Raw genomic sequence first — 16769 nt, forward strand, 5'->3', positions numbered from 1 at the left:
TGCTTGTCCCTACCCGCTTGGGGAAAACTTAACCGAAACGCCCGGTAATATAATCTTGTGTCTGCTTCTGACGCGGATTGGTGAACATCCGGTCAGCACTATCCATTTCAATCAGAGAGCCAAGATAGAAAAAGGCCACCTGATCGGCGCAGCGTGCCGCCTGCTGCATGTTATGCGTCACGATGGCGATAGTGAAATCCTGTTTGAGCTCGTCGAGCAGTTCCTCGATACGCGCCGTCGAGATGGGGTCCAGCGCCGAGGTCGGCTCATCGAGAAGCAGAACCTCGGGCTTTGTCGCAATGCTGCGCGCAATGCACAGGCGCTGCTGCTGACCGCCCGACATGCCGCCTGCCGGCTCCTTCAAACGGTCGCGCACTTCCTTCCACAGGGCCACGCGCGTCAGGACGTCCTCAACGCGGGCATCCATCTCGGAACGCGAAAGCTTTTCATGCAGGCGTACCCCGAAGGCGATGTTGTCGTAGATCGACATCGGGAAGGGCGTCGGCTTCTGGAAAACCATGCCGATACGCGACCGCAGCATGTTGAGATCAAGGCCCGGATCGAGAATATCCGCACCATCGAAAAGCACCGTTCCCGTGGCTTTCTGACCCGGATAGAGATCGTACATTCGGTTGAAAATGCGCAGCAGCGTGGATTTGCCACAGCCCGATGGGCCGATCATGGCGGTCACATTCTGCTTGCGAAAATCCATGGTGATGGATTTGAGAGCCTGTTTCTCACCGTAATAGAAATCCAGCTCACGCACAGCGAGAGCGGCCTCAGGCGAGGCGGGACTCTGCGACGAGAGGGAAAGATCCTGCAGGGCTTCGCTCATGAGCGTAACGTCCTCTTGCTTATGACTGTTTGCTGCGGAAGCCGAACCGCACGATGATATTGATGCTCAGAACGCCAAGTGTGACCAGCAAGGCGCCGGTCCAGGCAAGGCGAACCCAGTCGTCATAGGACGCACCAGCATATTGATAGATGGCGATCGGTAGGCTCGCCATGGGTTTGTTGAGGCTGAAAGACCAGTTCTGATTGCCCAGCGAGGTAAACAGGAGCGGCGCCGTCTCGCCGCTGACACGTGCCAGCGCCAGCAGGATGCCCGTCAGGACACCCGGCAGGGCCGAGCGCAGGCAAAGGAACAGCACCACACGCCAATGCGCTGCCCCAAGCGCCGAGCCAGCCTCGCGCATAGCCACCGGCACGAGGCGCAGCATGTCTTCGGTCGTGCGCACGATGATGGGCACAGCCAGAATGGCAAGCGCCACCGATCCGGCAATGCCGGAGAAATGGCCGAACGGCGCCACGAGAACGAGATAGACGAACAGACCGATCAGGATGGACGGCGCCGAAAGAAGCACGTCGGACACAAATCGAACCGCTGTCGCAAATTTCGAGCCACTGCCGAATTCGGAAAGATAGATGCCGCAGCCAAGGCCGATCGGCGTTGCCAGAATGAGCGCCACCGCCGTCTGAATGAAACTGCCGAGAATAGCATTGGCCAGACCGCCGTTGCTGCCCGGCGGCCCCATCGGATGGATCAGCGCTGCGATGGAAAGACCGGCAAGGCCGTTCCAGAGCAATGTCCAGAGGATGGATGCCAGGGCAAGCACGAGAATGCCCGTCGCGACGAAGCTCATGCCCGTTGCAAGGCGGTCCATCACGAGGCGCTGTGTGGCGCGCGGGTCCTTGCGCCAGCCCTCTCCCATGGTCTTGCTCATGCCTTTTTCTCCCGCAGCAGCCAGCGCGCAATCGCAAGGGTCGTGAAGGAAAGCAGCATCAGAATGAAGCCGAGTGCGAGTAGCGAGGAAAGCTTGAGACTACCTGCAGCACTTTCGGGAAATTCTAGTGCTACCAGCGAGGCCACCGTGTTGCGCGGGGCAAAAAGCGACCAGCCGATCGTATTGGCGTTGCCGATCACGAAGGTGACGGCCATCGTCTCGCCAAGGGCGCGGCCCATACCCAGCACCACACCGCCGATCATGCCAGCGCGTGACCAGGGAACAATGACCCGTCGCATGACTTCCCAACGCGTGGCGCCCAGCCCATAGGCACTCTCCTTGAGCATGGGGGGCATGACAGCAAACACGTCACGCATGACGGCCGTGACGAAAGGCGTGATCATGACGGCCAGAACGATGCCGCCCGTCAGCAGGCCATAACCAAACGGTGCGCCATGCACGAGCCAGCGGATACCGGGCACATGACCAAAATGGTGACGAAAAAAGGGCTGCACATGCTGCGCCATAAAAGGCACGACGATAAAGAAGCCCCACATGCCGAAGATGATCGACGGCACGGCGGCAAGAAGCTGCACGGCTGTACCGACAACACCAGCCACCATCGGGGGTGCAATATTGGTCAGCCAGAAGGCCGCGCCGAAGGCCAGAGGTACACCGATCAGGACTGCGATAAGCGTGGAGCCGATCGTGCCGAAAACCGGAGCCAGCGCCCCGTATTCGTTGGTAACCGGGTTCCAGACATTGCGAATGACAAAGGATGGACCGAAGGTGCTGAACGCCTTGCTGCCGCCGAATGCCATCGTGAGAACGAGCCCGCCGAGCGATACCAGAACAAGCAGGGCGCAGGCAGCGACAAGCAGCCGAAAGAGGCGATCGCCCTTCCAGAACGGGATTTTTCGGGCTTCCTGTATCGGTGCAGGCTGGGTCCGCGGAGCGGCGGCGCTAGTCATTCGGTCGGTACGTCCTGGCTCAGACAAGAAGTAAACAGGTCAACAAGGCACCATGTGCCAGTCTGTCGTGTAGCTTCCCCGTCACGCTGAGACAACAAGCCTCGCCAATCGGGCGCCATGAATATTTCATGACATGCTCAAAACTGCCGCCCTTCTGCCCAGCCGTGAAGGAGGAAATGCATCAATGGGCCAAGAGCCCAGCCTTTCACATCCTCATGCCGCGCCTCATAGGCGCTGCTGGACCAGGGCTGAACCATCCGACTGTCGCGCATCAGAACCGGAGCATTATCGAGATGCACAGGCAAGGCTGACGCAGATTTCGCCCATGGCAGGTAAAGATGGAGCATACCATTATAGCGTGACAGGTAATACTCCTCGTCCTCAAGCAGGATATCGACGAGATGACGTCCCGGAAGATTGGGGGTGGCCGCATAGCGCGTCAGCATGGTGCGATCGGTAGGATCAAGCAGGGAATTGGATAGTTTCACCCGGGTCCGGCGCTGCATTTCCTCATAATCATGGTTATGCCAGTGCAGATAGGAAAAGCGTGTCATCGCGTAGCCGGATGCCAAGCGCGAAGATGGATTATGCTGCCCGTTATCCATCACCCCGATGCTGCAGGCGGGAACAAAGCCCTTGAAAAACTCGATATCAAGGGCGAACCAGCCGGGACTGGAAGGGATATTGAAAAGGGAGCTTCCAATACGGAGCGTCCGTCTCTCACCGATATGCGCGCTGAATTCGCGCATTATGCTCTCTCTGCTCGTCGATATTCCGAAATCTCCAAAGACGACGAGGAACTCATCGCAATCGACAGGCAAGGCGAAGTCGTAATGATCGCCTTCATCCCAGAGCCGGATCTGCTCCGCCAGATGAAGACCCTTGCCATGAAAATCGGCCGGATCGTTTCGGTCGCGCCTGACGGTCGCACCACATCGCGCGGCGTGGTCAAGCAGATGGAGCGTAAAGGGGTCGCACGACCCATTGTCGAAGATCGTCAGATTCTCAAATCCGAAGATCTGACCGTAATAGGAAAGCCATGCCATGAGCATGTTTCCCTCATCACGCTGCATCATCACGACGCGTATTCTGGGCTCACCTGTTCTGGGCTTGGGCCTCATGAAACAGCCCCATCGGGTCGAAATCGGGGCATTTATCTAGCCATAAAGATGGAACTGCGGCATCTCTGGAAGCAACGACGCAAAACGGTTATCGATCCGATCGGCACGAAAGACAGAATATGCACGCTGCCCCAGCCAACAGTCCGTTCATCGGTTATTGCGATGGTGTCCATAAGGACACCCTGATCGGATGGGCCGTCAACAGGCTCGACCCGACAACCCCCACACGCCTGCATATTCTGATCGACGGACAGGAAATTGCCCAGATCCTGGCAGATCAATCGCGCAGCGATGTGCAAACAGCGCTGAAGGCGCCGCATGACAGACTGGGATTTATATTTTCCATTCCACCGGAATTCATGGATGGAAAAGAACATAATATTTCCATACGCCTTCCCGATCGGACAATTCTACCAATTACAGACCAGACTGCACCAGAAGGCAAAACATTATTTCATGTTTTTACAATAGAATCGAGAGCTGAATACACCAGCTGCGTCGATGGTATCAAACAGGGCGCGCTCAAAGGCTGGATCCTGCAGAAAATGCCAGGCGAAGACGAATGGCGTGGCGATTGCGTGGTATCGGTGTCGGCCAATGGCGTTCTGGTGGCGCAGGTCAGAGCCGATCGTTACCGCGGAGACGTGGCCGCCGCCGTTGGCTGCGCGCCCAATTGTGGATTCGATATCCCGATTCCGCAACGTTTTCGTGGGTCTTCCCCACGCAGCTTTTCGGTCAAGGTTCTTCCCGAGGGCGATGAACTCATGGGAAGTCCCTTTACCAGTTCCATCGCTGACGATGCGCTCGAAACCCGCCTGCTCGATATTGCCGATACCATCGACAAGCTTCATCGCGAACTGACCAAGCTTCGCACAGAAATACGCAGCGCCATCCCGCAGGCGGGCTATAATCTTGGCAATTATGACCGCTGGGCATCACTTTACTACACTGCGCTACGCGAGCGCACTGCGATGCTGCGTATCAAGGCGCCGATTGCAGAAGAGCCTTTGATCAGCATTCTCTGCCCGACCTACAAACCTCTCCGGGCCGATTATGTTACGGCCATCAACTCGGTTATCAGTCAGACTTGGCGCAACTGGGAATTGATCCTGATCGATGACGGCATGGTCTGCCCGCAGACCACCGCACTCATGGAGGATTTTGCGGCAAAGGACAGCCGCATCCGCATTCTGCCCCTCAGCAAGAACCTTGGCATCTCAGGCGCGACCAACGAAGGCATGAAAGCTGCGACAGGGCAGTATACGGTCTTCTTCGACCATGACGATATGCTGGTCGATGTCGCCCTCGAAACCATGATGCGCAAAGTGCAGGAAACCGGCGCGCGTCTGCTCTATTCAGATGAAGACAAGGTTGATCAGGCCAATAACTGGCAGTCGCCCAATTTCAAGCCGGATTTCAATTATCGCTATCTGCTGGGCTGCAACTACATCTGTCATCTGACCATGATCGAAACCGCCACCATGCGTGACGTCGGGCTTCTGCGTGCAGAGTATGACGGGGCGCAGGATCACGATTTCATTCTGCGCGCCTGCGAGATCCTGCCTCATGACGAGATCGCCCATGTGCCAGAGCTGCTCTATCACTGGCGCATGACCCCCAACTCGACGGCGGTGACGGTCGGCAACAAGAATTACGCCATCGCAGCCGGGGTCAAGGCGGTATCCGACCACCTTGCGCGCCGGGGATACGAGGCCGCGGTTTCCTCCATCAACGGGCTGACGCTCTATCGCGTTGACTGGCGCCTGACAGACACGCCCTCCGTGTCGATCATCATCCCCTTCAAGGACCAGATCGACATCACCCGGCGTTGTGTCGAGGAATTGCTCAACCATACGGATTACAGCAATTTCGAAATCGTTCTTGTCGATAACTGGTCGGTCACAGCCCAGGCACGCGACTTCATGCGGGAATATGCCGCAAAGGAAAAAATACGCTTCCTGACAATCGAGGAGGCTTTCAATTATTCACGCCTGAACAATATTGCCGCCCAGACCTGCACGTCAGACTACCTCCTGTTCCTCAATAACGATGTTTTCGTCGAGCAGGCTAACTGGCTGCGTCTGATGATGAATGAGGCACTGGCGGGCAATCGCGTCGGCGCTGTTGGCGCGCGCCTTCTCTACCCCAACCAGACGATCCAGCATGCCGGTGTCGTCGTGGGGCCGGCAGGTGTCGGTGCCCACGCCCATCGCGGCTGCGGCCCCGAGGATTACGGCTATATCGGGCGAATTCTGCTTAGCCATGAGGTGACCGCCGTTACAGCAGCCTGCATGCTCGTGCGTCGTGACGTCTTTGACGAAGTAGGATGCTTTGACGAGGAGCATCTCAAGATCGCCTATAACGATGTCGATCTCTGCCTCAGAATTCGGTCGGCAGGGCATCGCATCATCTATTGCGCCGAAGCCGTTGCAGCCCATCATGAAAGCCTCACCCGTGGCTCCGATGACGTGCCGGAGCACGAGGCCCGCTTCTTCGAAGAGGGACAGGTGATGCAGCGGCGCTGGGCAGGACAGGCGCTCTATGATCGCGACCCTGCTTATCCGCGCTTCTTCACAGTCGACCTGCAGCCTTTCTTCGACCTGGTCGATCCGCGCAGCACATAAAAAAGGGGGCCGAGGCCCCCTTCCCCTTATTCACGGGATGGCTCAACTTTCTTGTTCTTGAACTCGTCGGCGATGCTCAGGAGATAGATGGCAAACCCGCCCAGGGAGAGCGCCAATCCAACCCAGCCGACAGACGTCCAGCCGAGCCCGGCGGAGATGGCAAGACCGCCGAGCCAGGGCCCCACTGCATTGGCGATGTTGAAGGCGCTCTGGTTGAGGGCTGCCGCCAGGCCTTCGGCACCAACCGCAACTGTCAGCAGACGCGCCTGCACCACCGTTGCCAGACCACCGCTCGCACCGATCATGAACACGTTGATGGCCAGCGGTATGAATTTATGCGCCGCCTCTGGAAAGCCAGCCATGGCTGCCGCCCCCATCAGAAGCACACCAGCGAGGGTTGGCATCATCTTGTGGTCGGCCAGCCAGGCGCAAACCAGTGTCCCGATCGTCATGCCCACACCGAACACGGCAAGCATGATCGGCACATAGGATTCAGGCACCTGGGTTACATGGATCATGATCGAAGCAAGATAGGTATAGACGCAGAACACACTACCAAATCCGACCGCTCCGATGGCGAGGGTAAGCCAGACCTGCTTGATCTTGAGTGCCGTAAATTCATTGAGAATGCTGGCATCCTTACGCGGCGCATCCTGGGGGGCGAACAGGATGATGAGAATCGCCGTGCAGAGTGCGAGAGCCGCGATAAGGCCAAAGGCCCAGCGCCATCCCACAATCTGCCCGATCCCGTTTGCCAGCGGCACGCCACCGATCGTGGCAATCGTCAGGCCGAGAATGACCCGCCCCACTGCCTGCGAGCGCTTGTTCGGCGGCACGAGAGAGGAAGCCAGAATGCTCGCGATGCCGAAATAGGCACCATGCGGCAGACCGCTGATAAAGCGGCAGACAAGAAAAAGCAGATAATTGGGAGCAACCGCGCTCAGCCCGTTGCCGAGCGTATAGAGCAGCATCATGCTGATCAGCATGGTGCGACGGCTGATTCCGGCGCTGAAAAGCGCGATGGTCGGCGCACCGATACACACACCAGCGGCATAGAGCACGATGGCATGACCAGCCTCGGGATCACTCACACCAAAAGTATGGGCGATCATGGGCACAAGACTCATCGCGGCAAATTCTGCCGTGCCGATTGCAAAGGCGCCCAGGCCAAGACTAAAAAATATGACGCGTATGTCACGCATCGACCGTGCCAGATCGCCAGATCTCAAGCCGCTCATGCCACCCTCAGCAATTCTTTCCAAAATTGTAATCTTGAATCAGGGCGCGCCCATGGACCTTACCGCCAACCCCGAGACAGTTTCAGCCCTTACCCTAGCTTCGGATCAATACGAAGAGGCTTTGGCGCAGAATGATGTTGCGACGCTCGACGCATTATTCTGCGACGACCCGAACGTCATCCGGCTGGGAGCGACCGAAAATCTCTTCGGCCCTCTCGAGATCGCAGAATTCCGCCGTCAAAGGCGTGGCGGAGCCCCGCCACGCGAGCGGCTGAGGCGCGAAATTGTCGCTCTGGGGCCAGAATCAGGCTGCGTGACAGTTATCTTCAAAAATCTGCGAACAGGCCAGACCGGGCGCCAGAGCCAGACATGGATTCGCCAGAATGGCGTCTGGCGTGTGCTGGTTGCGCATGTGTCTTTCCTTGTCTGAGCGCGCAACCGTCCCATATCTTTCACGTTCAATCATCATCGCTTTCTGCGACTGTCCGATAGAAAATCGTAAGGGTGAAACCATGACAACGAAACATGCGATGCACACGACACAGAATGCTCTCAAGTCGAATGCAAAGACCGTCTCGATCGAGACGCTGAATGCCCGCCTTGCCGATCTTATCGATCTTGCGCTGATCACCAAGCAGGCTCACTGGAACCTCAAGGGCCCACAGTTCATCGGCGTTCATGAAATGCTCGACGGCTTCCGCGACAGCGTCGATAATCTGGTCGATGAAGTGGCTGAACGCGCTGTCCAGCTCGGTGGCACGGCTTACGGCACAACGCAGGACGTGACCAAGAGCTCGTCTTGCAAGCCCTATCCGACCGACATCTACAAGATTGCCGACCACATCTCGGCGCTGATTGATCGCTATGCAACGGTCGCAAACAATGTGCGTGCCTCGATCGATATCACCGATGAAGCAGGCGATGCCGATACCGCTGATCTATTCACTGAAGCTTCGCGCGCGCTCGACAAGCATCTGTGGTTCCTCGAAGCACACACCCAGGAGCCGACCGGCCAGATGCGCGACGGCGATCACGATGGCGCCCGGTAATCTAAATTTTTCTTAAATATTTTGAATAATTTAGAAAAGTCCCTGCCTCCAACCGGTGGCAGGGACTTTTTTTGTCTCATTAGTCAGCAAAAGCATCTGCTTAAGCGCGAAAACCCATTAATTATTTTCTAAATTAACCAGTATAATTATGTTTTGATGTTTTTTGACGATTTAAGGACGTTTATAAACGATAATCTTATAAAGATAACGTAACTGGTCGTTTCAACTACACTCGTTTAACGACAATACGCTCGTAGCGCCCCCGGGCTTCCTAAATGAGGGTGGAACATTATGAGCATTGTCACGATTGTCGGGAGTTCCGGCACCGCAATTCACGTCACTGTCGGCGGCGGCAAGGCACAGGACCTCGCAGAGGTCTATGCGCGGCAGATGGTCGACGCCTTGGCGCGCGACAAACTCACAACTGTCCTCCTCTCACCCGGTGTTTCCACCCCCCATGATACGGACGGGAGCCTCTATAGTGGCTTCGTCACAACCGGAGGCAGCTACGCTCCTACCGGCACCTATGATTTCATCGGGGTCGGGGCACTCAACGACGCTACTAATTCAATGGCCTCGCTCAATGAGCGGGTCACGGTCAACGGTTCGGGCATCAACGCCACGGGCGTCCTCTCGGTGCTCGGCGGCACTACTGCGGGCCTGACCTATGAAGCTGGCGTAAGCGATGGCAGCTTTCTGGCGGTGACTGGCGACAACTATTTCAACGGCGGTACACAAAGCGCGAACTGGACTATCGTCACGGCCGGTGGCAACGACACCATTCTTGCTACGAACGGCACCAACTCCATCGACGCAGGCACCGGTAACAATCTGATCCTGCTGCAGCAGGGAACGAATAACGTCGTCTCCGAGGGACGAGACACGATTACAGGTGGCACAGCAGGCAATGCCTCCATCACAATCCAGGGCGGCAATACGATCGTCTCGTTAGGCGGCACCGCTTTCATCAGTGACGATGCCACGATCGGCAGTCTTATCACGGTTGGCGATAACAGCACGGTGCAATCGGGCCAGGGCTCTACCGTGGTCTTCTCTGGTGCCAACGGCACATTATCCGGCGCGCAGAATGACACTGTTTCGGCGTTGGGCAATCTGTCGGTAGTTCACGGCAGCAACCAGACGATCAGCGTCTCGGGTTCGCTGCAGTTCATCGCGGGCACGGGCAGCACCAATATCTCGGCCGCTCAGAGTACGCTCTGGGGTGCCAACGATCTCTCAGCGACCGTCTCCGCCGGAAACACGGCCCTGTGGACCGGCAACCAGCTGGGATCGAGCAGTAACCAGTTGATTGATGCCTCTTCTTCGAAGGGAACGCTGGAAGCATGGACGGGCGCTGGTGATCAGACCGTCATCGGGGGACAGGGAAGCGATCATTTCGTCTTCGGTACAGAATATGACGGAAACACCGACGCTACTTATGTAACCGTCTCAGGCGGCAGTGGGTCAGCCAACTCTTTCGGCGTTCTTACAGGTCACACGGCGGGCGACATTACAATCACCGATTTTGCTGCGGCCAGCGGCAACAAGTTCTTCATGTATAATTACAAGCCGGAAGACGCCGAAGCAGCCGTAAAGAACCTGCTTGCCACAGCCACAGTCCAAGGCGGTAATACCTCAATCATGCTGGATAATAACATGAAGGTCACGTTTATGGGCGTGACCGACCTCAACTCGTCGAATATCAATATCAGCTGAGACAGCTTTTGACCGTCCGCAATACGGAAGATGAGGTTTCTGCCTCAGCGATTGACGAGCGCCATATTGCCTTCGTTATAGCGCGGCCCCGACACCTGATCGGCTGTCAGCGCCCTGTCGAGCTGGGCCATATCCTCATCGACCAGGCGGACATCCAGAGCACCGAGATTCTCGTCGAGATAACGCGTACGCTTGGTGCCCGGGATTGGCACGATATCGGGCCCCTTGGCCAGCAGCCAGGCTAGAGCGATCTGCGCAGGCGTGACCTGATACCGCGCGGCTACGTCTCCGACGCAGGCCGCAGCCTTCATATTGGCCTCGAAGCATGCCCCCATGAAACGGGGATCGGTATGGCGGAAATCCGTAGCAGGATAGGATTCCGCAGGTTGCGCCGTCCCCGTCAGAAAACCGCGCCCCAGCGGGCTGAACGGCACGAAACCGATACCAAGCTCGCGCAGAACGGGCAGAATGTCAGATTCCACATTGCGCTCCCACAGGGAGTATTCGCTCTGAACCGCCGTCACAGGATGCTCGGCATGAGCCTCTCTGATGGCGGCAGCTCCGGCTTCTGACAGGCCGAAATGCAGAACCTTGCCTTCCTCGATCAGGCGTCCGACTGTGCCTGCCACCTCAGCCATGGGCACCTCGGGGTCGACGCGATGCTGATAGAGCAGATCGATCCTGTCGGTTTGCAGACGCTGCAGCGATGCCTCGACAACCTCACGGATATGGGCGGGACGGCTATCAACGCCGTTCACCTTTCCATTGTCGATTTTGAAACCGAACTTGGTGGCGATTTTTATCCGACTGCGCCTTGAGGCCAGGGCACGACCCAGCAGCGCCTCATTGGTGAACGGACCATAGACCTCGGCCGTATCGAACAAGGTAACACCGCGCTCGATGGCACGGTCCAGCGTTGCAAGACTCTCCTGCTCATCTGCCGCGCCATAGGACTGGCTCATACCCATGCAGCCCAGCCCGAGCGCGGAAACCCTGAACCCTGACGATCCGAGAACCCGATAGTCCATCCCTCATACGCTCCCTGCCTGTCTGATCTTGGGAATGAGAAAGCCTTTCCGGGTTCAGGGTTGCCTTCATGCGTGGGTCACGTTGGCGGGTTTGCGCAAAAGCCGCGTGAGATAGCCCATCATCATGGTCTCATCCGCAGAGAGATCATGGGCACCGGCTTCGCTGTCCAGCAGGGTTTCTGCCTTGCGCGCGAAGGCTTCTCGCAGACTGCCATCGAGATAGCCCGTCAGGATCTGGGGATGGATGTAGCATTTCCGGCAGACCGAGGGCGTGTTGCCAAGCTGCGCTGCGACATGCTCGATCGTCCGCAGGACGTTCTTCTTGGCCCGAGCCTTGGTATCACTCTGTGCAAGACTGGACAAGGTAAGGGCGGCGAGATGGGTCGCGGCCCAGGTCCGGAAATCCTTCGCCGTTATATCCTCGCCCGTGATTTCCTGCAGATAGGCATTCACGTCATGCGAATGAATATCGTGGCGCGCGCCCTCATCATCGAGATATTGAAAGAGCTTCTGGCCAGGCAAATCCTGCAATCGCGTCAGCACCCGCACAAGACGGGCATCCTTGATTGCAAAATGCGCCTCGATCCCGTGCTTGCCCTTGAAATCGAGCGCGACCTGCCCGCCCTTCAGCTTGACGTGCCGATGACGCAGCGTCGTGAGCCCGAAACTGCGATTGTCACGCGCATAGCTTTCATTACCAATGCGCGCCATGGTGCGTTCCATCAGACGTACGACGGCAGCAAGCACGCGCATACGATTGAGTTGGGGATGACGCAGATCTTCATCCACACGACGGCGGATTTCGGGAAGTTTTTCGCCAAAGACAAGCATCCGCGCGAACTTGTCTTCATCACGCACGAGGCGCCACCGGGGATGATAGCGATATTGCAGTCGGCCACGCTTGTCCTTGCCGACTGCCTGAAGATGACCACGCGGATTGGCGCAGATCCACACCTCATCATAAGCAGGCGGGATGGCGAGCGATTTCAAACGTCTGAGCGTTGGCTCATCGGTAATCCGCTCACCCTGCGTGTCGCGATAGAAGAAGCCGCGCCCAGCGCGATGCCGGGTTATGCCGGGTCTGGTGCGGTCGACATAAATCAGGCGCGCCGCTTTGGCGTGATCGCGCGCTTCCTGCTCTGCACTCGAAGTCGTCTCGTCGCTCATGAACCGCTCTTCCCTCCGGGAGGGGGAGAGCGCAGGAGAGGGAAAATGGTTCCGGCCCTCTCCCGCAGGATCGATCAGTTACCCGGCAGACGGATCAGGTAATCAAAGGCTGAGAGAGCTGATTTGGCGCCATCGCCGACGGCGATGACGATCTGCTTGTAAGGCGTTGTCGTCGCATCGCCCGCAGCGAACACGCCCGGCACCGATGTCGCCCCGTGATCATCAACCCTGATCTCACCGAAATCATTCAGCGCCAGGGTATTGCGCAGCCATTCGGTATTGGGCAGCAGACCGATCTGTACGAATACGCCTTCGAGGTCGATATGATGGTCCTTACCATCGCCACCACGATAGGTCAGGCCATTCACCTTGGTGCCATCACCCTCGATCTGCGTGGTCAACGCCTCGGTCAGCACCGTCACATTGGGCAGGCTCAGCAGCTTGTCCTGCAGCACCTTGTCGGCTTTCAGCTTCGAACTGCGCTGAAGCAGCGTGACATGGCCGACAATGCCAGCAAGATCGATCGCTGCCTCGACACCACTATTGCCACCACCTGCAACGGCAACGCGCTTGCCCTTGTAGAAGGGGCCATCGCAATGCGGGCAGTAGGCCACGCCCTTGGTGCGATACTGTTCCTCACCCGGCACACCGAGCTGGCGCCAATGAGCCCCTGTCGCCAGAATGACCGTCCGGCTGTGCAGAATGGCCCCACTCTCGAGCGCGATCCCATGCAGCCCACCGGGCTTGGCAGTCGGGAAGAGTTCCTTGGCGCGCTGTCCGGAGATGATCTCGACGTCATAGCTGCGGACATGCGCCTCGAGTTGTGCCGAGAGCTTCGGCCCCTCAGTCTCCTTGATCGAGATGAAGTTCTCGATTCCGGCCGTATCCATCACCTGACCGCCAAAGCGATCGGCCACCAGACCCGTACGAAGCCCCTTGCGCGCTGCATAAACGGCTGCAGAGGCACCGGCAGGCCCGCTACCGATGATCAGCACATCGAAAGCAGGCATGTCCTTGAGACGCTCGGCAGCGCGACGCGGCGCATCATCATCGAGCCTGGCCAGGATCTGCTCGACATCCATACGGCCGGAGCCAAACACCACGCCATTCAGATAGATCTGCGGCACGGTCATGATATTCTTAGAAGCGACTTCTTCCTGGTAAAGAGCGCCGTCGATGGTCGTTACTTGGATAGCCGGATTGAGCACGCTCATGGCGTTGAGCGCCTGTACCACGTCAGGGCAGTTCTGGCAGGAAAGCGAGACGAAGATCTCGAAGCGGAAATCGCCTGCCAGCCCTTTGATCTGGTTTGCAATCTCGGGGGAGATCTTGGGTGGATGGCCCCCGGCCTGCAACAGGGCCAGAACGAAAGAGGTGAACTCATGCCCCATCGGAATGGCAGCGAAACTCACCCCGTGACGCAGATCTGCCCGGCGAATGACGAAGGAAGGGCGCCGTTCGCTGACGCCCTCTTCCGAAAAGGACAGGTTTTCGGAAAGGGCAGCTACTTCCACCAGCAGGTCGCGCATTTCGCGTGCCTTGTCGCTGCTGTCGAGAGAGGCTTCCAACACGACCGGATGGGCCAGATTGGCCAGATAGGTCGTGAGCTGTGACTTGATGGCGTCCTGCAACATCAGGCTTATCCTGCTCTTTTCCGAAAAACTGCATTATCGCGGCGCGCCATCGGGGCGCGCCGGAAATGACCCGGCGCAATACGCCGGGTCATGACGACCTCAGATCTTGCCGATCAGGTCGAGCGACGGGGAAAGGGTGGCTTCGCCTTCTTTCCACTTGGCCGGGCAGACTTCACCCGGATGCGACGCGACATACTGCGCTGCACGCACCTTTTCGATCAGTTCGGCTGCCGAGCGACCGACGCCACCGGAGGTGACTTCGATGTACTGGATCTTGCCTTCCGGATCGATCAGGAACGTGCCGCGATCGGCCATGCCTGCTTCTTCGATCATGACGTCGAAGTTGCGGCTGATGGTGCCGGTCGGGTCAGCAAGCATGACGTACTTGATCTTGCCGATAGCCGGCGACGTGTCGTGCCAGGCCTTGTGCGTGAAATGCTTGTCGGTGGAAACCGAGTAGATCTCGACACCGAGCTGCTTGAAGGTCTCGTAATTCTCTGCGAGGTCTTCAAGTTCGGTCGGGCAGACGAAGGTGAAGTCAGCCGGGTAGAAGAAGAAAACGGACCACTTTCCCTTGACGTCGGCGTCGGACACCTTGACGAACTTGCCTTCGTGATAAGCGTCGGTTTCGAAAGGCTTCACTGACGAATTGATGCGTGGCATGTCATATGCTCCTGGGTTGCACATCTCTATTGGGTGACGGGGAGACTGTCACACGCATACGAACGCTTCGGAAATCGTTTCTGTCAATGGCAGTTATCGGTAAAACCTTTTTCCTCTGACACAAGGATTGGTCCTATCTATGGGTATGACCTATATTCCTCTTTCAGGCCTCTCCCTGCGCGATATCGAGTATGTGGTGGCGGTTGATGATCTGCGCAACTTCTCACGTGCGGCCGAACGCTGCGGCGTCAGTCAGGCTGGATTGTCAGAACAGGTACGTAAGCTCGAATTGCTGCTGGATGTCACCTTGTTCGAGCGGTCTCGCCGCCATGTGGCCCCGACTCCGGACGGAATCCGGCTGATCGCCATGGGCCGCGAGGTTCTTGCCTCGGCCCGCGCCATGATCGAAGCCGCCCGTGCACGCACCGGCCCGCTTGAAGGGCTTCTACGCATGGGGGTGATTGCCACGCTTGGCCCCTATTACGTGCCAAGTCTTCTGCCGCTTCTGCGCCGCGCCTATCCCGAATTGCGGCTGCAACTGACAGAAAGCCTTACCCATCTCATGCTGGCCAAGCTGCGTCAGAACGAGCTCGACCTCGTCTTTGCCGCCCTGCCCATATCGGGAGAGAGCTTCGAGACGGCACCGCTTTTCGAAGAACCCTTCATGGCAGTCTTTCCAAAGGCGCACCCTCTGGCTGCGCGTGAGACGCTGACGATGGAAGATCTGGCGAGCCACGATCACGAAAACGGGCTACTGCTTCTCGAAGACGGTCATTGCTTGCGTGATCAGGCGTTGTCTGTCTGCGGCATGATGCCAATGCGCGACCAGCAACGCCTGGCCACGAGTCTCGAAATGCTCTGGCATATGATCGGCGCCGGTGAAGGCTACTCACTCATTCCGCAGCTTGCGCTCAGAAACCGGGCGGAATGGGACGAACTGGTCGTGACCCGCCCCATGACACCCGCCAGCCGACAGATCGGCCTGGTCTGGCGCAGTTCCGACCCACGTGGACCGGCCTTTCGCGATTTCGCCGCGTTTCTGGCCAGCAAGATCCCTGAAGGGTGCCTGCCCGTCACGGCAGAATAACCCGTTGGGTCTGACCTGAAGGGAGGAACAGGCCCCTTCCCCTCAGGTCAGACCCGGAAACCCCAGCGCCGCGACAGCGTCAGAACAGCCAGCTCCAGAAGCCCTTGTCCTTGAGATCGCTCTCGCAGCTTGAATATTGCGCGGCATAGACATTGGCCCGCGCACCTACCTTTCTGGCTGCCGTCATCAGCCAGCCCTTGCTGGCGTAGGAGCGCTTGCGATAGCCGCCCCACCCCTCGTGATAGGCAAGATACTGCCGCATCCCGTCGGTCACGGGCACCCGCGCCTGTTTCTTCGTGTTGGTGACATACCAGTTGATGAAATCGAGCGAGTCGGAGAAATTCTCACGGCTGGCGCTGGTATCGGTCGCCTTCTGGTAATCCTGCCAGATATCCGTCTTGGCCTGAGGATAGCCATAGGCGGTGGTCACGTAGCCCCAGGGGATGAACCAGAGCAGATAAGTCCGCTTGGTGTGCAGGTTACTGTGGAAGCCCGACTCTTGGTACATGATGGCCATGGGTACCGAGAACGGGACATTCCATTTCTTCTCCTGCCGCAGAGCCGCGTGATACCAGCCGCGCTTTTCGTGAAAGACGGAGCAGATATCGTCCGGATGGGCCGGTGGCGCCGGGGTGCAGGCACAGAGAAGCAGGGATGCCAGAGAAGAAGATGAGACGATCCTGCTGACTGACACCTTGTTCCTTACCCTTCCCTGCTCAAAGCCGATCCCTGCCGACCGGCTCTTGT

The 16769-nt window shown here is 57.9% G+C and carries 15 protein-coding genes; 5 read left to right on the top strand and 10 right to left on the bottom strand.

What is annotated here, in order from left to right:
• Positions 1-28: 28 nt before the first annotated feature.
• The 4 genes from pstB to IEV53_RS07260 form a co-directional block, all read right to left on the bottom strand.
• Entirely contained in the window at positions 29-835 is an 807-nt protein-coding gene (pstB, locus tag IEV53_RS07245) for a phosphate ABC transporter ATP-binding protein PstB (protein ID WP_188426107.1), read from the bottom strand.
• A 19-nt stretch (positions 836-854) separates the two neighbouring features.
• Complete coding sequence (pstA, locus tag IEV53_RS07250) at positions 855-1724, bottom strand: phosphate ABC transporter permease PstA (protein WP_188426108.1); 870 nt, start codon at positions 1722-1724, stop codon at positions 855-857.
• Entirely contained in the window at positions 1721-2695 is a 975-nt protein-coding gene (gene pstC / locus IEV53_RS07255) for a phosphate ABC transporter permease subunit PstC (protein WP_188426109.1), read from the bottom strand. Before pstC ends, pstA begins: the two co-directional genes overlap by 4 nt.
• 137 nt (positions 2696-2832) lie before the next feature.
• Entirely contained in the window at positions 2833-3816 is a 984-nt protein-coding gene (locus IEV53_RS07260) for a glycosyltransferase family 2 protein (RefSeq protein WP_188426110.1), read from the bottom strand.
• A 119-nt stretch (positions 3817-3935) separates the two neighbouring features.
• On the opposite strand from IEV53_RS07260, the gene IEV53_RS07265 reads away from it, so the two are divergent.
• Complete coding sequence (locus tag IEV53_RS07265) at positions 3936-6440, top strand: glycosyltransferase family 2 protein (RefSeq protein ID WP_188426111.1); 2505 nt, start codon at positions 3936-3938, stop codon at positions 6438-6440.
• Positions 6441-6466: 26 nt separating this feature from the next.
• Here IEV53_RS07265 and IEV53_RS07270 read toward each other — a convergent pair whose 3' ends face one another.
• Positions 6467-7678: an MFS transporter gene (locus IEV53_RS07270; protein ID WP_188426112.1), complete on the bottom strand. Its 1212-nt coding sequence runs from the start codon at positions 7676-7678 to the stop codon at positions 6467-6469.
• Positions 7679-7730: 52 nt separating this feature from the next.
• Here IEV53_RS07270 and IEV53_RS07275 point away from each other — a divergent pair, with 52 nt between their 5' ends.
• The 3 genes from IEV53_RS07275 (at position 7731) to IEV53_RS07285 (ending at position 10443) form a co-directional block, all read left to right on the top strand.
• Positions 7731-8108 carry an AtzH-like domain-containing protein gene (locus IEV53_RS07275; protein WP_188426113.1) on the top strand — a complete coding sequence of 126 codons (378 nt, stop codon included), beginning with the start codon at positions 7731-7733 and terminating at the stop codon, positions 8106-8108.
• Between the two features lie 82 nt (positions 8109-8190).
• A complete protein-coding gene (gene dps, locus IEV53_RS07280; protein ID WP_188426114.1) occupies positions 8191-8727 on the top strand; it encodes a DNA starvation/stationary phase protection protein Dps in 537 nt (178 codons plus the stop codon).
• A gap of 291 nt (positions 8728-9018) precedes the next feature.
• Entirely contained in the window at positions 9019-10443 is a 1425-nt protein-coding gene (locus IEV53_RS07285; protein WP_188426115.1) for a beta strand repeat-containing protein, read from the top strand.
• Between the two features lie 44 nt (positions 10444-10487).
• On the opposite strand, the gene IEV53_RS07290 is transcribed toward IEV53_RS07285, so the two are convergent.
• The 4 genes from IEV53_RS07290 to ahpC form a co-directional block, all read right to left on the bottom strand.
• Entirely contained in the window at positions 10488-11471 is a 984-nt protein-coding gene (locus tag IEV53_RS07290; protein WP_188426116.1) for an aldo/keto reductase, read from the bottom strand.
• A gap of 66 nt (positions 11472-11537) precedes the next feature.
• Positions 11538-12638 carry a DNA topoisomerase IB gene (locus IEV53_RS07295; RefSeq protein WP_188426117.1) on the bottom strand — a complete coding sequence of 367 codons (1101 nt, stop codon included), beginning with the start codon at positions 12636-12638 and terminating at the stop codon, positions 11538-11540.
• 74 nt (positions 12639-12712) lie between these two features.
• Complete coding sequence (gene ahpF, locus IEV53_RS07300; protein ID WP_188426118.1) at positions 12713-14272, bottom strand: alkyl hydroperoxide reductase subunit F; 1560 nt, start codon at positions 14270-14272, stop codon at positions 12713-12715.
• A 99-nt stretch (positions 14273-14371) separates the two neighbouring features.
• Positions 14372-14935: an alkyl hydroperoxide reductase subunit C gene (ahpC, locus tag IEV53_RS07305; protein WP_188426119.1), complete on the bottom strand. Its 564-nt coding sequence runs from the start codon at positions 14933-14935 to the stop codon at positions 14372-14374.
• Positions 14936-15080: 145 nt separating this feature from the next.
• Here ahpC and IEV53_RS07310 point away from each other — a divergent pair, with 145 nt between their 5' ends.
• The gene (locus IEV53_RS07310; protein WP_188426287.1) at positions 15081-16022 is read left to right on the top strand and encodes a hydrogen peroxide-inducible genes activator; all 942 of its coding nucleotides are present in this window, start codon (positions 15081-15083) and stop codon (positions 16020-16022) included.
• A 79-nt stretch (positions 16023-16101) separates the two neighbouring features.
• Here IEV53_RS07310 and IEV53_RS07315 read toward each other — a convergent pair whose 3' ends face one another.
• Positions 16102-16716 carry a transglycosylase SLT domain-containing protein gene (locus IEV53_RS07315; protein WP_229719743.1) on the bottom strand — a complete coding sequence of 205 codons (615 nt, stop codon included), beginning with the start codon at positions 16714-16716 and terminating at the stop codon, positions 16102-16104.
• Positions 16717-16769 lie beyond the last annotated feature (53 nt).

The organism is Asaia siamensis, from assembly GCF_014635085.1.
Taxonomy (GTDB): Bacteria; Pseudomonadota; Alphaproteobacteria; order Acetobacterales; family Acetobacteraceae; genus Asaia; species Asaia siamensis.

Coding starts and splice junctions, on each gene's coding strand:
- pstB (WP_188426107.1), bottom strand. CDS start 835: ATGAGCGAAGCCCTGCAGGATCTTTCCCTCTCGTCGCAGAGTCCCGCC.
- pstA (WP_188426108.1), bottom strand. CDS start 1,724: ATGAGCAAGACCATGGGAGAGGGCTGGCGCAAGGACCCGCGCGCCACA.
- pstC (WP_188426109.1), bottom strand. CDS start 2,695: ATGACTAGCGCCGCCGCTCCGCGGACCCAGCCTGCACCGATACAGGAA.
- IEV53_RS07260 (WP_188426110.1), bottom strand. CDS start 3,816: ATGAGGCCCAAGCCCAGAACAGGTGAGCCCAGAATACGCGTCGTGATG.
- IEV53_RS07265 (WP_188426111.1), top strand. CDS start 3,936: ATGCACGCTGCCCCAGCCAACAGTCCGTTCATCGGTTATTGCGATGGT.
- IEV53_RS07270 (WP_188426112.1), bottom strand. CDS start 7,678: ATGAGCGGCTTGAGATCTGGCGATCTGGCACGGTCGATGCGTGACATA.
- IEV53_RS07275 (WP_188426113.1), top strand. CDS start 7,731: ATGGACCTTACCGCCAACCCCGAGACAGTTTCAGCCCTTACCCTAGCT.
- dps (WP_188426114.1), top strand. CDS start 8,191: ATGACAACGAAACATGCGATGCACACGACACAGAATGCTCTCAAGTCG.
- IEV53_RS07285 (WP_188426115.1), top strand. CDS start 9,019: ATGAGCATTGTCACGATTGTCGGGAGTTCCGGCACCGCAATTCACGTC.
- IEV53_RS07290 (WP_188426116.1), bottom strand. CDS start 11,471: ATGGACTATCGGGTTCTCGGATCGTCAGGGTTCAGGGTTTCCGCGCTC.
- IEV53_RS07295 (WP_188426117.1), bottom strand. CDS start 12,638: ATGAGCGACGAGACGACTTCGAGTGCAGAGCAGGAAGCGCGCGATCAC.
- ahpF (WP_188426118.1), bottom strand. CDS start 14,272: ATGTTGCAGGACGCCATCAAGTCACAGCTCACGACCTATCTGGCCAAT.
- ahpC (WP_188426119.1), bottom strand. CDS start 14,935: ATGCCACGCATCAATTCGTCAGTGAAGCCTTTCGAAACCGACGCTTAT.
- IEV53_RS07310 (WP_188426287.1), top strand. CDS start 15,081: ATGACCTATATTCCTCTTTCAGGCCTCTCCCTGCGCGATATCGAGTAT.